General features: G+C 64.1%; 12 protein-coding genes. 9 read left to right on the forward strand and 3 right to left on the reverse strand.

Features of this window, described 5'->3' with window-relative positions; translation table 11 throughout:
* The first annotated feature begins 43 nt into the window (after positions 1–43).
* From BCCGELA001_RS05920 to BCCGELA001_RS05930, 3 genes are all read left to right on the forward strand, one after another.
* On the forward strand, positions 44–1171 hold the full coding sequence (locus tag BCCGELA001_RS05920) for an alkene reductase (protein ID WP_008543994.1): 1128 nt from the start codon (positions 44–46) through the stop codon (positions 1169–1171).
* Positions 1172–1344: 173 nt separating this feature from the next.
* The gene (locus tag BCCGELA001_RS05925; protein WP_008544000.1) at positions 1345–1848 is read left to right on the forward strand and encodes a GFA family protein; all 504 of its coding nucleotides are present in this window, start codon (positions 1345–1347) and stop codon (positions 1846–1848) included.
* A gap of 239 nt (positions 1849–2087) precedes the next feature.
* Positions 2088–3749, forward strand: a complete 1662-nt coding sequence (locus BCCGELA001_RS05930) for a thiamine pyrophosphate-binding protein (RefSeq protein ID WP_060734818.1) — start codon at positions 2088–2090, stop codon at positions 3747–3749.
* A 126-nt stretch (positions 3750–3875) separates the two neighbouring features.
* On the opposite strand, the gene BCCGELA001_RS05935 is transcribed toward BCCGELA001_RS05930, so the two are convergent.
* On the reverse strand, positions 3876–5264 hold the full coding sequence (locus tag BCCGELA001_RS05935) for an LLM class flavin-dependent oxidoreductase (RefSeq protein WP_008544002.1): 1389 nt from the start codon (positions 5262–5264) through the stop codon (positions 3876–3878).
* A gap of 281 nt (positions 5265–5545) precedes the next feature.
* On the opposite strand from BCCGELA001_RS05935, the gene BCCGELA001_RS05940 reads away from it, so the two are divergent.
* The 6 genes from BCCGELA001_RS05940 to BCCGELA001_RS05965 all read left to right on the forward strand — a co-directional run bounded on the left by BCCGELA001_RS05940 (position 5546) and on the right by BCCGELA001_RS05965 (position 11297).
* On the forward strand, positions 5546–6943 hold the full coding sequence (locus tag BCCGELA001_RS05940) for a M20 family metallopeptidase (RefSeq protein ID WP_060734819.1): 1398 nt from the start codon (positions 5546–5548) through the stop codon (positions 6941–6943).
* Between the two features lie 87 nt (positions 6944–7030).
* The gene (locus BCCGELA001_RS05945) at positions 7031–7942 is read left to right on the forward strand and encodes an amino acid ABC transporter substrate-binding protein (protein WP_060737508.1); all 912 of its coding nucleotides are present in this window, start codon (positions 7031–7033) and stop codon (positions 7940–7942) included.
* A 145-nt stretch (positions 7943–8087) separates the two neighbouring features.
* A complete protein-coding gene (locus BCCGELA001_RS05950; protein ID WP_008544007.1) occupies positions 8088–8819 on the forward strand; it encodes an amino acid ABC transporter permease in 732 nt (243 codons plus the stop codon).
* A 1-nt stretch (position 8820) separates the two neighbouring features.
* Positions 8821–9513 (forward strand): amino acid ABC transporter permease, encoded by a 693-nt coding sequence (locus tag BCCGELA001_RS05955; RefSeq protein WP_008544008.1) that lies wholly within the window; start codon positions 8821–8823, stop codon positions 9511–9513.
* A gap of 12 nt (positions 9514–9525) precedes the next feature.
* Positions 9526–10257, forward strand: a complete 732-nt coding sequence (locus tag BCCGELA001_RS05960; protein WP_060734820.1) for an amino acid ABC transporter ATP-binding protein — start codon at positions 9526–9528, stop codon at positions 10255–10257.
* Positions 10258–10436: 179 nt separating this feature from the next.
* The gene (locus BCCGELA001_RS05965) at positions 10437–11297 is read left to right on the forward strand and encodes a D-amino-acid transaminase (protein WP_008544011.1); all 861 of its coding nucleotides are present in this window, start codon (positions 10437–10439) and stop codon (positions 11295–11297) included.
* A gap of 132 nt (positions 11298–11429) precedes the next feature.
* Here BCCGELA001_RS05965 and BCCGELA001_RS05970 read toward each other — a convergent pair whose 3' ends face one another.
* Positions 11430–11891: a carboxymuconolactone decarboxylase family protein gene (locus BCCGELA001_RS05970; protein ID WP_008544012.1), complete on the reverse strand. Its 462-nt coding sequence runs from the start codon at positions 11889–11891 to the stop codon at positions 11430–11432.
* Between the two features lie 26 nt (positions 11892–11917).
* Positions 11918–13528 (reverse strand): MDR family MFS transporter, encoded by a 1611-nt coding sequence (locus tag BCCGELA001_RS05975; RefSeq protein WP_060734821.1) that lies wholly within the window; start codon positions 13526–13528, stop codon positions 11918–11920.
* Positions 13529–13539: the final 11 nt, after the last annotated feature.

The raw sequence follows: 13539 nt of genomic DNA on the forward strand, positions 1-13539 counted from the left end.
TCGCTATATGATCCACATCCTTTCATAGACATCCGGGGACCACATGAAATTCGAGGCGCTGTTCAAACCGTTGCAGGTCGGTCCGTACAAGCTCGCACACCGCGTCGCGATGGCGCCGCTGACGCGCATGCGCGCTGAGCGCGATACTTTCGCGCCGCGACCGCTCAACGCCGAATATTACGGCCAGCGCGCAACGCCGGGCGGCCTCGTCGTCGCCGAAGCCTCGCCGGTCCTCTCGCATGGTCGCGGCAATCCGGCGACCCCCGGCATCTATTCGGAGGCGCAGATCGCCGGTTGGCGTAAGGTGGTTGATGCCGTGCACGCCAAAGGCGGCATCATCTTTCTCCAGCTCTGGCATGTCGGCCGGGTCTCCCATTCCTCATTCCATGGCGGCGCGCTCCCGGTGTCGGCCTCGGCGATTCCGATCAGGGCCGAGGGCATGAAGGCGATGACCGCCGACGGCAAGATCGCCGATTACGAGACGCCGCGGGCGCTGGAGACTGGGGAAGTCAAGGACATCGTCGAGGCGTTTCGCCAGGGTGCCAGGAACGCGCTCGCTGCCGGCTTCGACGGCGTCGAGATCCACGGCGCCAATGGTTATCTGCTCGAGCAATTCCTGCAATCGCGCAGCAACCAGCGCACCGATCAATATGGCGGCTCGATCGAGAACCGCGCGCGGCTTCTGCTCGAGGTGACGCAGGCCGCGGTCGATGTCTGGGGCGCCAACCGCGTCGCAGTCCGGCTGTCGCCCCACGGCATCGCCAATGATTCCGGCGAGCCCGATCCGATGCCGCTCTATACCCATGTCGTAAAGGCGCTCGACAAGCTTGGCCTTGCCTATCTCCACTTCATCGAGCCGCGCTCCAGCGGCGCCGGCCGCGCTGATGTCCACTGGGAGAACGTGCCCTCTGCGATGGTGCTGTTCCGCCCGCTCTACAGCGGCGTGCTGATGACCGCAGGCGGCTTCACCGGCGAGACTGCGAATGCGGCGATCGCCGAAGGACACGCCGACATCATCGCCTTCGGCCGCATCTTCATCTCCAATCCCGATCTGCCGCGCCGGCTGCAGCACGATTACCCGATCACGCCGTACAACCGTGCGACGTTCTACAGCGGCGAGGCAAAGGGGTACACGGACTATCCGGTGTATGACGAGCTGACGCCGGCGTAGCCTTTCTTCGTAGCCCGGATTGCGCTTCGCTCCATCCGGGCTACGGAGCTATTGTGGTGCTCCGACTATCACCACAAACTCCGTCATTGCGAGCGCAGCGAAGCAATCCAGAATCTTTCCGCAGAGGCAGCCTGGATTGCTTCGCTGCGCTCGCAATGACGACGGGAGGCACAATGGCCAAAGCCGCAGCCGCCGCAGGTATAGCCACTGGGCAATGCCTCTGCGGCAAGATCCGCTTCGAGATCGACATTCCCGCGCGCTGGGCCTGGCACGATCATTCCGCCGCCAGCCGCCGCGCCCATGGCGCGGCGTACGCGACCTATGTCGGAAGCTGGAAGAAGCGCTTCCGCATCACCGCTGGCAAGACCGCGCTCGCAAGCTACGAGGACAAGATCACGAAAACCACCCGCAGCTTCTGCTCGCATTGCGGCACGCCGATCACCTATGAACGCCCGCGTGGCCCGCACATGGTCAACATCCCCCGCGCGCTGTTCAGCGAGCGCACCGGCCGCCAGCCGCTCTATCACATCGCGATCGAAGAGCTGCAGGAATGGACCTATACCGGCGAGCCGCTGGTGCCGCTGAAGGGATTTCCAGGTGTGGTCTGGCAACGCTCGAAAAAGAAAAAGCGGGCAGGCGGCGAAGATCCGTTCGAGCTGGGGCGGGAGGAGATGTAGCGCGGGCTGCGCGCACCCCCGGACGCGGTGCGGCACGAAGTGACGCGCCGCTGAGCCGGGGCCCATGTTGCGGCAACCTCCTAAATCTGGGTCCCGGCTCTGCGTCGCAACGTTCCACGCCACGTTCGGGACAGAGACCTCCATACGCAACGCAGCCATGAATGCGTTTCCTTGCGTGCCTCCTCCGATTTCGGCCATCATGCACCGTCCTTGCGGCGACGTCCGCTTCTGGAGGAAACATGAAGAACAAGATCACCGGCCGCTCCGCTTTTCTCGCGCTGCTCAAGGACGAGGGCATCACGCATCTGTTCGGCAACCCCGGCACCACCGAGCTGCCGATCATGCATGCGCTGAAGGACCACCCCGATCTCACCTATGTGATGGCGATGCAGGAGAGCCTGGTGGTGGCGATCGCCGACGGTTACAGCCGCGCCTCCGGCAAGCTCGTCGCGTGCAATGTTCATGTCGCGCCGGGCCTCGGCAACGCGATGGGCTCGCTCTACAACGCCCAGTTCACGGGCACGCCGATGATCCTCACGGCCGGCCAGCAGGAGCAGGGCCACGGCCTGATGGAGCCCGTGCTGTACGGTCCGCTGGTGCGCATGGCCGAGCCGCTGGTGAAATGGGCGGTCGAGGTGACGCGGCTGGAAGATCTTCCGCGCATCGTGCGCCGCGCCGCCAAGGTGGCGATGACGCCTCCGACCGGGCCTGTGTTCATCTCACTTCCCGGCGATATCCTCAATTCCGAAGCTGGCATTGATCTCGGCCGCTCCACCCGCATCGATGCGCGCACCAAGCCGTCGGATGAGGCGCTCGAGGGATTTGCTGCGCGGCTGCTGAAGGCCGAGCGCCCCGTGATCGTCACCATGGACGAGGTGGTCAAGAGCGATGCGCTCAAGGAGGCCGCCGAGCTCGCCGAACTTCTCGGCGCTGCCGCTTACCAGTCCTCCACGCCCTATGGCGCGCATTTCCTCTCCGAAAGTCCGAGCTTCGTCGGCACGCTCGCGCGCGTGCAGAAGGTCGCACGCGATACGCTCGCGCCCCACGATCTCTTGATCGCGCTCGGCGGCGATCCTTTGCGGATGTCTGTCTATAGCGAGGTCGATGCGCTGCCGGATGGCCTCGGCATCGTGCAGATCGGCCTCGTCGATTGGGAGATCGCCAAGAACTATGGCGCCGAGATCGCGCTGAAGGCGGATCTGAAGGAAACGTTGCGCGCGCTGATTCCGGTGCTGAAGGAGATGGGTGGGACGACGCTCGCGAGCCGCGCCAAGCAGCGCCTCGCCGAGCTCGCACCGGCGAACTGGACTGCGCGCCGCGCCGCCCTGGTCGAGCAGATCGGCAAGAGCGCCGGCCGTGCCCCGATCGATCCGGACTTCCTGGTGCTGCAGATGATCGAGGCCATGCCCGACCATGCCATCCTGGTCGACGAAGGCCTCACCTCCAGCCGTCAGATCACCGCGCTGCGGCCGCACCGCGATCGCTATGGCTATCACGGCCTCGCCTCCGGCGGCATCGGCTGGGGCCTGCCGGCCTCGGTCGGCGCCAGCATCGCCAATCCGGATCGGCCCGTGGTGTGCTTCTCCGGCGACGGCAGCGCGATGTATTCGATCCAGTCGCTGTGGACGGCGGCGCATCACAAGCTGCCGCTCAACGTCGTCATCGCCAACAATGGCGGTTACCGCATCATCAAGCAGCGCCTGCTCGCGTTCCATGGCGACGACAATTACGTCGGCATGGATTTCGTCGATCCCCCCGTGGATTTCGCCGGCGTCGCCAAGGCGCTGGGCTGCGAGGCGATCACGGTCAGCGATCCCCGTGAGCTGAAGGCGACGCTGGCGTCGGCGTTCAGCCGGCCGGGCACCAAGCTGATCGAGGTGATGGTGGACGGGAAGGTGTGAATCTCCACACATTCGGTGTCATCGCCCGGCTTCGACCGGGCGATCCAGTATTCCAGAGGCGGCTGTTGTCTACGGAGATGCCGCAGCGTACTGGATTCCCCGCCTGCGCGGGGAATGACAGCGTACCTAGGAGCCAGACCCCCTCTGCCCCACGCGATACCCCGCAGCGGGATGCGGCGCTCCCAGCCTTGCGCGGCCCGCCCCGAACAGTTTTTCCCGCAACGTGCCGTTCTTGTATTCCGGCTTATACCGTCCGCGCCGCGTCAGCTCCGGCACCAGCATGTCGGCGATGTCCTCGAAATCGCCGGGTGAGATCGCGAACGCGACGTTGAGCCCGTCGACGTCGGTTGCCTCGAACCATTGCTCGATCTTGTCCGCGACCATCTCCGGCGTGCCGACCACGACCGGGCCGGCGCCGCCGATGCCGACATGCTCGATGACGTCGCGTACGGTCCAGACGCGGTCGGGATCGGCGCGGGTGACGTTGTCCATGGCACTGCGGCCGGCATCGTTCTGGACGTGACGCACCTGCTGGTCGAGGTCGTAGCCGGAGAAGTCGACACCAGTCCAACCCGACATCAGCGCCAGCGCGCCTTCCGGGCTGATGTGGCGGCGGTAGTCGGCATACTTCTCTTTCGCTTCGGCTTCCGTCCGTCCGAGGATGATCGTCATCATCGAGAACATCAGGATCTCGGCCGGGTTGCGGCCGAGCGCGGCGGCTTCCTGGCGGATCGCGGAGACGCGCGGCGCGATCACCTTGGCCGACGGGCCAGACATGAACACGCATTCGGCGTGCTTGGCCGCGAACTGCCGGCCGCGCGGCGAGGTGCCGGCCTGGTACAGCACCGGCGTGCGTTGCGGCGACGGCTCGCTGAGGTGAATCGTGTTGTTGATGCGAAAGTTTGCGCCCTCATGATTGACGCGATGAACTTTCGCGGGATCCGTGAAGATGCCGCGGGCCCGGTCGCGCAGCACGGCGTCGTCCTCCCAGCTGCCTTCCCAGAGCTTATAGACCACCTCCATATATTCGTCGGCGATGTCGTAGCGGTCGTCATGTCCGGTCTGCCTGTCCTTGCCGGCGCCGCGCGCGGCGCTGTCGAGATAGCCGGTGACGACGTTCCAGCCGATCCGGCCCTCGGTGAGGTGGTCGAGCGTCGACATCCGCCGTGCGAACGGGTAGGGCGGCTCGAAGGACAGATTGCTGGTGACGCCGAAGCCCAGATTTTGAGTGACCGCCGCCATTGCCGAGAGCAGCAGCAGCGGCTCATTCGATGGCGTCTGTGCCGCATTGCGCAAGGCTGCGTCAGGGCTGTTGCCATAGACGTCATAGACCCCGAGCACGTCGGCGAGGAACAGCCCGTCGAAACGGCCCCGCTCCAGTGTCCTTGCGAGATCGGTCCAGTAGGGCAGCCGGTTATAGTCGGCGGTGCGGTCGCGCGGGTGGGTCCACAGGCCCGGTGACTGGTGTGCGACGCAATTCATCGCAAAGGCGTTGAGCCTGATCTCTTTGGCCATGATGTCCCTTGGCAGTCTGTACTGTTGGCACTCTGTACTGAGCGCTCTTCGAATGGTAGACGTGCGCCCCAACTTGGCGACGTTCTTGCATATCCTAGACTTGGATGTCTTGGCCTTGGCAAGGCCAAATCCGTCGGCGCTGTCGCACTTGGCAAGCCAATATCGAGGAAGCAAGAACGAAATCCCAAGAGAACTCCAAGATCTATCGAAGTCCCCGCCACTTTCGAACACCTGCCCGCCTCGGGTAATGTCCTTCGCCTCAGAACCTCGAAATGCAAGCCATGACCAGAGCCGACGCCATCGCCCGTGCCCGTGAGGATTTCACCTCCGGTGCGTTTCTTTCCGAGCTCGACCGCCGCGTCGCGTACCGGACCGAAAGCCAGAATCCGTCGCGGGGCACCGAGTTGCGCGCCTATCTGGAACAGGAGATGCAGCCGGCATTCGCCGCGTTGGATTTTTCCAGCCGCATCGTGGAATCCCCGAGCGGCAAGGCGCCGTTTCTGTTTGCCGAGCATCACGAGAGTGCATCCGCGCCGACGGTGCTGATCTACGGCCACGGCGACGTCGTCGACGGCATGGAGGGCGAGTGGCGCGATGGCCGCGATCCCTGGCGCACGACGGTTGCGGGCACTCGCCTCTATGGCCGCGGTACCGCCGACAACAAGGGCCAGCACAGCATCAACATGGCGGCGCTACGCGCTGTGCGCGAGGCCCGCGGCGGCAAGCTCGGCTTCAACGCCAAGTTCATCGTCGAGATGGGCGAGGAGATCGGCTCGCCAGATCTCGGCAAGGTCTGCGATCTCAATCGCGACACGCTCAAGGCCGACCTGTTCATGGCCTCAGATGGGCCGCGCCTGTCTGCCGACCGGCCGACGCTCTTCCTGGGATGCCGCGGCGGCATCCGCATCCACCTCGACGTGAATTTGCGCGACGGCGGACACCATTCCGGCAATTGGGGCGGCGTGCTCGCCAACCCCGCGACCATCCTGGTCAACGCCATCTCGACGCTGGTCGACGGCCATGGCCGTCTTCAGCTCGACGTCCTGAAGCCGCCGCGGCTGACCAACCAGATCCGCTCCTATCTCGCCGACGTCGAGGTGGTGCCGACCGCCGACGAGCCTGCCCTCGCAGAGAACTGGGGCGAGGAGGGTCTTTCGGCCGCCGAACGGCTCTACGCCTGGAACACGCTGGAAGTGCTGGCGATATCCTCAGGCAATATCGAGAAGCCGGCGAACGCCATTCCCGGCCATGCCAATGCCGTGCTGCAACTGCGTTTCGTGGTCGGGACCAAGATCGAGGGCCTGATCGAAGCCGTCCGCGCGCATCTGGCCGCAAAAGGGTTTCCGATGGTCGAGGTGCGGGCGGCCCAGAGTTTTGCTGCATCGCGCACGGACTTCGACAGCCCCTGGATCAAATGGGCGGCGGATTCGGTGCAGCAGACCACCGGCAAGGCGCCGGCCGTCCTGCCGAATTTCGGCGGCTCGCTGCCCAACGAGGTGTTCTCCGAGATCCTGGGCCTGCCGACGATCTGGGTGCCACACTCCTATCCCGGCTGCTCCCAGCATGCGCCCAATGAGCACATCCTGCTGCCATTGACTGAAGAGGCCTTGACGGTGATGGCGGGGCTGTTCTGGGATCTCGGCGAGTTGCAAGAACCGCTAACAGGCCCGTTAACCTGAGCCTTCGATCCAGCCGAAAGTCACATTCTAATCCGGCCCGATTTGTGCTTGCATCCGGGCCGCATCATCCGAAAGGGGAAGAGAAAAGTGAAACATTTCCGTCACATCGGGCTCGCGCTTGCCGCGACCTTCGTCGTCAGCCAGGCCGGGGCCCAGGAGCTGACCGGCACGCTGAAGAACATCAAGGACACCGGCGCGATCACGCTCGGCTTCCGCGACTCCTCGATTCCGTTCTCCTACCTCGACGACAACCAGAAGCCCGTCGGGTTCGCGATGGACATCTGCTACAAGATCGTCGACGCCGTGAAGAAGGAGCTCAAGCTCGACAAGCTCGAGGTCAAGCTTAATCCAGTGACCTCGGCGACGCGCATTCCGTTGATGGCGAACGGCACCATCGACCTCGAATGCGGCTCGACCACCAACAATGCCGAGCGCCAAAAGCAGGTTTCGTTCACCAACACCCACTTCCTGACCGCCAGCCGTTACGTCTTCAAGAAGTCGAGCGGCCTCAAGTCGATCGACGACCTCAAGGGCAAGACGGTGGTCTCGACCGCCGGCACCACCAACATCAAGCAGCTCACCGAAGCCAATGTCGCCAAGGGCCTCGGCGCCAACATCATTCCGGCCAAGGACCACGCCGAAGCCTTCCTGATGGTCGAGACCGATCGCGCGGTGGCCTTCGTCATGGACGACATTCTGCTGGCCAGCCTCGTCGCCGGCTCGAAGGCGCCGGACGATTACGCCGTCTCCAAGGACGCGTTCTCCAAGCCCGAGCCCTACGGCATCATGCTGCGCAAGGATGACCCCGCCTTCAAGAAGGTGGTCGATGCGGCGACCGCGGCGCTCTATACGTCGGGCGAAGCCCAGAAGATCTACGACAAATGGTTCACCCAGAAGATTCCGCCGAAGGGCCTGAACCTCAACACGCCGATCTCGGCCGAGCTGAAGAACGAGTTCGCCAAGCCGTCGGACTCGCCGAATCCGGACGACTATAAGTAAGACAGACCTCGATCTTTCGATCGGAATCATGTCCGGCCACTCTTGACACAGGAGTGGCCGGACATTTGCATAGGCACCCAGGACTTTCTCTCAACAAGACTTCTCTCAAGTCGCCCAATGAGGGGCGCGTTCGCGCGGGGGACACGTGAACTATAACTGGAACTGGGGAATCTTCTTCCAGCCGAATCCGATGGGGACCGGTACCTATCTCGACATGCTGCTGTCGGGACTGGCACTGACCCTCAAGACCGCGGCGCTGGCCTGGGTCATCGCGCTGATTACCGGCTCGCTGGTCGGCGTGATGCGCACGCTGCCGTCCAAGGGTGCGAACTGGTTCGGCTTTGCCTATGTCGAATTCTTCCGCAACATGCCGCTGCTTGTGCAGCTTTTCCTGTGGTTCTTCGTGCTGCCGGAACTGCTGCCGAAGGGCGCCGGCACTTGGCTGAAACAGCTGCCGAACGCGCCGTTCTGGACGGCGGCGATCGGCGTTGGTTTCTTCATGTCCGCGCGCGTCGCCGTGCAACTGCAGGCCGGCATCTCGTCGCTGCCGCGCGGGCAGAAGATGGCCGCAACGGCGCTGGGCCTGACCACTGCGCAGGGCTATCGCTACGTGCTGCTGCCGATGGCCTTCCGCATCATCCTGCCGCCGCTGACCTCCGAATTCCTCAACACCATCAAAAATACCGCGGTCGCCATCACCATCGGTCTGCTTGAGCTGACCGGGCAAGCGCGTTCGATGCAGGAATTCTCCTTCCAGGTATTCGAGGCCTTCACCGCCGCGACCATCCTCTACCTCCTCGTCAACGCCGTCGTCGTGACCGCGATGCGCTTCCTCGAGCGCTGGGTCGCGATCCCCGGCTACATCACGGGGAAATAAGATGTTCGGCAATCTCGATTTCGACGTCATCCGCCGCGCGCTGCCCTATCTGTTCTACGAGGGCATGACCTTCACGCTGACGCTGACCGCGCTCGCGGCGCTCGGCGGTCTCATCTTCGGCACGGCGCTCGCCCTGATGCGGCTGTCCGGCTTCAAGATCCTTGGCCGGATCGCCGGCATCTATGTCGACTTCATGCGCTCGCTGCCGCTGGTGCTGGTGATCTTCTGGTTCTACTTCCTGGTGCCCTATATCGGGCAGTGGGTGACCGGCGCCTCGCGCCCCATCAGCGTCGGCGCCTTCGCATCCTCGCTGGTCACCTTCATCATGTTCGAGGCGGCGTATTTCTCCGAGATCATGCGTGCCGGCATCCAGTCGATCTCGCGCGGACAGCCGGCTGCGGCGAGCGCGCTGGGGCTGACCTATGCCCAGACGATGCGCTACGTCGTGCTGCCGCAAGCCTTCCGCAACATGCTGCCGGTCCTGATCACGCAGACCATCGTGCTGTTCCAGGACACCTCGCTGGTCTACGTGCTCTCCATCACCGACTTTCTGGGAGCGGCGAGCAAGGTGGCGCAGCGCGACGGGCGCCTCGTTGAAATGTACCTGTTCGCAGCCGTCGTCTACTTCACCATTTCCTGTATCGCGTCCTACGGCGTCCGCCGTCTGCAGGCGCGCGTCGCCATCATCCGCTAGGGCTAGCCGCTCATGATCGAAATCAGCCACGTCAACAAATGGTACACGCCGAGCTTCCAGGTGCTGACGGATTGCACCACCAACGTCACCAAGGGTGAGGTGGTCGTGGTCTGCGGCCCCTCGGGCTCGGGCAAGTCGACGCTGATCAAATGTGTCAACGCGCTGGAGCCGTTCCAGAGCGGCGACATCCTGGTCGACGGCACCAAGGTCAACGATCCCAAGACCAATCTGCCGAAGCTGCGCTCGCGCGTCGGCATGGTGTTTCAGCATTTCGAGCTGTTTCCGCACCTCAAGATCATCGACAATCTCTGCCTCTCGCAGGAGAAGGTGCTGGGCCGGTCGCACGACAAGGCGGTGACGAAGGGCATGCAGCTTCTGGAGCGCGTCGGGCTGAAGGAGCAGGCGCAGAAATTCCCGGCGCAGCTCTCCGGCGGCCAGCAGCAGCGCGTCGCCATCGCGCGCGCGCTCGCGATGGACCCGATCGTGATGCTGTTCGACGAGCCGACCTCGGCGCTCGATCCTGAGATGGTCAGCGAAGTGCTGGACGTCATGGTCGATCTCGCCCGCGAAGGCATGACCATGATGGTCGTCACGCACGAGATGGGCTTTGCCCGCAAGGTCGCCAACCGCGTCATCTTCATGGACCGCGGCGAGATCGTCGAGGATGCCGCGAAGGACGACTTCTTCGGCAAGCCGCGCAGCGACCGCGCGCAGAAGTTCTTGTCGAAGATCCTGTCGCACTGAACAACTGCCGTCATTCCGGGATGCGCCGAAGGCGCAGGCCCGGAATCCATAACCACGAGTCGGGGTTATGGATTCCGGGCTCGTCGCTTCGCGCCGCCCCGGATGACCACCGTGGGGTTTATCGGCGCCCGCAAATTTCGTATAGCAGCCCAAATCCCCCTTTTCTCAGGAGACCTGCCTTGGACTCGATCGCCTACGTCAATGGCTCCTTCGTCCCGCTGTCGGACGCGAAAGTCTCGATCCTCGACCGCGGCTTCCTGTTCGCCGACGGCATCTACGAGGTTTCCGCCGTGCTCGACGGCAAGCTGGTGGACAATGCGTCGCATCTGGCGCGACTGGAGCGCTCGGTCGGCGAGATCAGCTTGAGGCTGCCCGAGACCGTCGAGCGCATCACCGAGCTGCAGAAGGAGCTAATCGCGCGCAACAAGGTCGAGAACGGCCTGGTCTACCTCCAGGTCACGCGCGGCGCCGACACGGGCCGCGACTTCGCGTTCCCCAAGGGAGACGTCAAATCGAGCCTGGTGATGTTCACCTCGGAGAAGGACATCATCAACGCCGCCGCGGCCAAGACCGGCATCAACGTGATCACCGTCCCCGACATCCGCTGGGAACGCCGCGACATCAAGAGCGTGGCGCTGCTGGCGCAGGTGCTGGCGAAGCAGGCCGCCGCCGAAGCCGGCGCCGGCGAAGCCTGGATGCTGGAAGACGGCTATGTCACCGAAGGCGGCTCGTCCTCGGCGTTCATCCTTACCAAGGACGACGTCATCGTCACCCGCAAGAACTCCAACGCGATCCTGCCGGGCTGCACCCGCAAGGCCGTGGTGGCGCTCGCCGAAGAGCGCCAGCTCCGGGTCGAGGAGCGCTCGTTCACGGTCGCCGAGGTGCTCGCAGCGAAGGAGGCTTTTGCGACGTCGGCGTCATTGTTCGTGCAGCCGGTGGTCGCGATCGACGGCAAGAAGATCGGCGACGGCAAGCCAGGCCCAATGGCGACGCGTCTGCGCGAGATCTATGTGGAGTTCGCCAAGGCGACGGCGGTTTAAGGCAAACACGTAGCTGCCGTAGGGTGGGCAAAGCGAAGCGTGCCCACGTTTCGTTGAATTCGTGTAGAGATGGTGGGCACGGCGCAAGGGCGCCTTTGCCCACCCTACGACCGCCGCTAAAGGCGCGCGCCTTTACGCCACCGACGCCCTCACCTTCACCGGATGCACCGCCCGGAATGCGATCGCGATCCTGTTCCAGGCGTTGATGGCCGCGATCAACATGGTCAGGTTCACGGTCTCCTCCTCGGAGAACTGCGCGCGGACCTGCTGGTAGACGTCGTCAGGGGCGCGCGTCTGCGAAATCAGCGTCACCGATTCCGTCCAGGCCAGCGCGGCGCGCTCGCGGTCGGAATAGAGCGGGGATTCGCGCCAGGCGTCGAGCAGGTAGATGCGCTGCTCGGTCTCGCCGCGCTTGCGGGCGTCCTCGCTGTGCATGTTGATGCAATAGGCGCAGCCGTTGATCTGCGAGGCCCTGATCTTGACGAGCTCGATCAGTGATTTCTCGAGGCCCGTCGACTGGATCTGCGCCTCCAGCGCCATCAGCGCTTTGATCGTGTCGGGCGCAGCCTGGTAGTAGTTCATGCGGGGCTTCATGGTCGTTCTCCTTTATCGGCTCGAGGTCAGTGGGCTCCGCCGGCGGACATCTGGCCGGACTTCTTCAGGAAGAGGATCGCGATCAGGGCGACGATCAGCGCCATGCCGAGCAGATAGAAGGTGTCGCTGAAGGCGAGGATATAGGCCTGCTTCTGCACGATACGGCCGATCGCGACATAGGCGCGGCGCGCGGCGTCCGCATGGTCGAGAACGCCGTGGTTGACGAAGTACTGGGTGAGTTGCTCCAGCCGCGTGCGCGTCGCCTGCTCGAACACCGAGACCGACTGCATCAGCACGTTGGAGTGATACTGCTCGCGCTTGGTCAGCACGGTCTGGAGCAGTGCGATGCCGACGGCGCCGCCGAGATTGCGCATCATGTTGAACAGGCCGGACGCCGAGCCTGCATTCTCCGGCTCGATGCCGGCCGTCGCCACCGCCGACAGCGGCGCCATGACCAGCGCCTGGCCGATCGCGCGGACCACGTTGGGCCAGAGCAGCTGCTCGGCGGCGTAATTGCTGGTCATATAGATGTTCATGAAGTTCGAGGTCGCGAACAGCACGAAGCCGACGCCGATCACGAGCCGTGCATCGAATTTCTGCATCAGGCGCGGCACGAGCGGGATCAAGACGAGCTGGGGCAGCCCGGTCCATGCCAGCACCATGCCGATCTGTTCGGCATTGTAGCCTTGGATGCGCGCCAGATATTGCGGCAGGATGAACACCGAGCCGTAAAGTGCGATGCCGAGCAGGAAGTTCGCGAGCATGCCGAAGCCGAAATTGCGGCGAGCGAGCAGACGCAGGTTTAACAGCGGCTTCTTCACCGTAAGCTCGATGATGAGGAACGCGGCCAGCGCAATGCCCGCGATCACCGACAGTTTCACGATGAATGGCGAGCCGAACCAGTCGTCCTTGTTGCCTTCCTCCAGCACGGTCTGGAGCGCGGACAGGCCGATCGCCATGGTGATGATGCCGGCCCAGTCGCCCTCGCGCAGCAGCGACAGCTTCATCGGCTTTGCGTCGAGCGCGTACCAGAGCATGCCGACCATGATCGCGCCCGGCACGAGGTTGACGTAGAAGATGTACTGCCAGCCGAAATTCTCGGTGAGATAGCCGCCGATGGTCGGCCCGATCGCGGGCGCGAACGTCGCCGACAGCGCGAACAGCGCAAGGCCTACCGGCTGCTTGGCACGCGGCAGCAGCGTGATGATCAAGGTGAAAGCCATGGGGATCAGCACGCCGCCGGTGAAACCCTGCACCGCGCGCAGCACGATCATTTGCGTCAGATCCTGCGCCAGCGCGCAGGCCGCCGACAGGGCCAGGAACAGGATCGCGTTGGTGAGGAGATAGATCCGGATCGAGAACACCTGCGCGAGCCACCCGGACAGCGGGATCACCACGATCTCGGCGACCAGATAGGAGGTCGAGATCCAGCCGCCGTCGTCGATGCCGGCGCCGATCGCGCCCTGGATGTCGGCGAGCGAGGCGTTGACGATCTGGATGTTCAGCACCGCCATGAAGGCGCCGAGCGTCGCGCCGATCACAGCGATCCATGTCCTCGCGGAAACCGCCGGTGTGGCGGACGCAGCAGGTGCGGGGAGGCCGGCTGCGGCGTTTTGGGTGGGTTGGAGCGTGCTCATGGAAGCCTCGT

Origin of the sequence: Bradyrhizobium sp. CCGE-LA001 (genome assembly GCF_000296215.2) — a bacterium.
Lineage (GTDB): Bacteria > Pseudomonadota > Alphaproteobacteria > Rhizobiales > Xanthobacteraceae > Bradyrhizobium.

Coding starts and splice junctions, on each gene's coding strand:
- BCCGELA001_RS05970 (WP_008544012.1), bottom strand. CDS start 11,891: ATGAAGCCCCGCATGAACTACTACCAGGCTGCGCCCGACACGATCAAA.
- BCCGELA001_RS05955 (WP_008544008.1), top strand. CDS start 8,821: ATGTTCGGCAATCTCGATTTCGACGTCATCCGCCGCGCGCTGCCCTAT.
- BCCGELA001_RS05975 (WP_060734821.1), bottom strand. CDS start 13,528: ATGAGCACGCTCCAACCCACCCAAAACGCCGCAGCCGGCCTCCCCGCA.
- BCCGELA001_RS05935 (WP_008544002.1), bottom strand. CDS start 5,264: ATGGCCAAAGAGATCAGGCTCAACGCCTTTGCGATGAATTGCGTCGCA.
- BCCGELA001_RS05930 (WP_060734818.1), top strand. CDS start 2,088: ATGAAGAACAAGATCACCGGCCGCTCCGCTTTTCTCGCGCTGCTCAAG.
- BCCGELA001_RS05925 (WP_008544000.1), top strand. CDS start 1,345: ATGGCCAAAGCCGCAGCCGCCGCAGGTATAGCCACTGGGCAATGCCTC.
- BCCGELA001_RS05960 (WP_060734820.1), top strand. CDS start 9,526: ATGATCGAAATCAGCCACGTCAACAAATGGTACACGCCGAGCTTCCAG.
- BCCGELA001_RS05940 (WP_060734819.1), top strand. CDS start 5,546: ATGACCAGAGCCGACGCCATCGCCCGTGCCCGTGAGGATTTCACCTCC.
- BCCGELA001_RS05920 (WP_008543994.1), top strand. CDS start 44: ATGAAATTCGAGGCGCTGTTCAAACCGTTGCAGGTCGGTCCGTACAAG.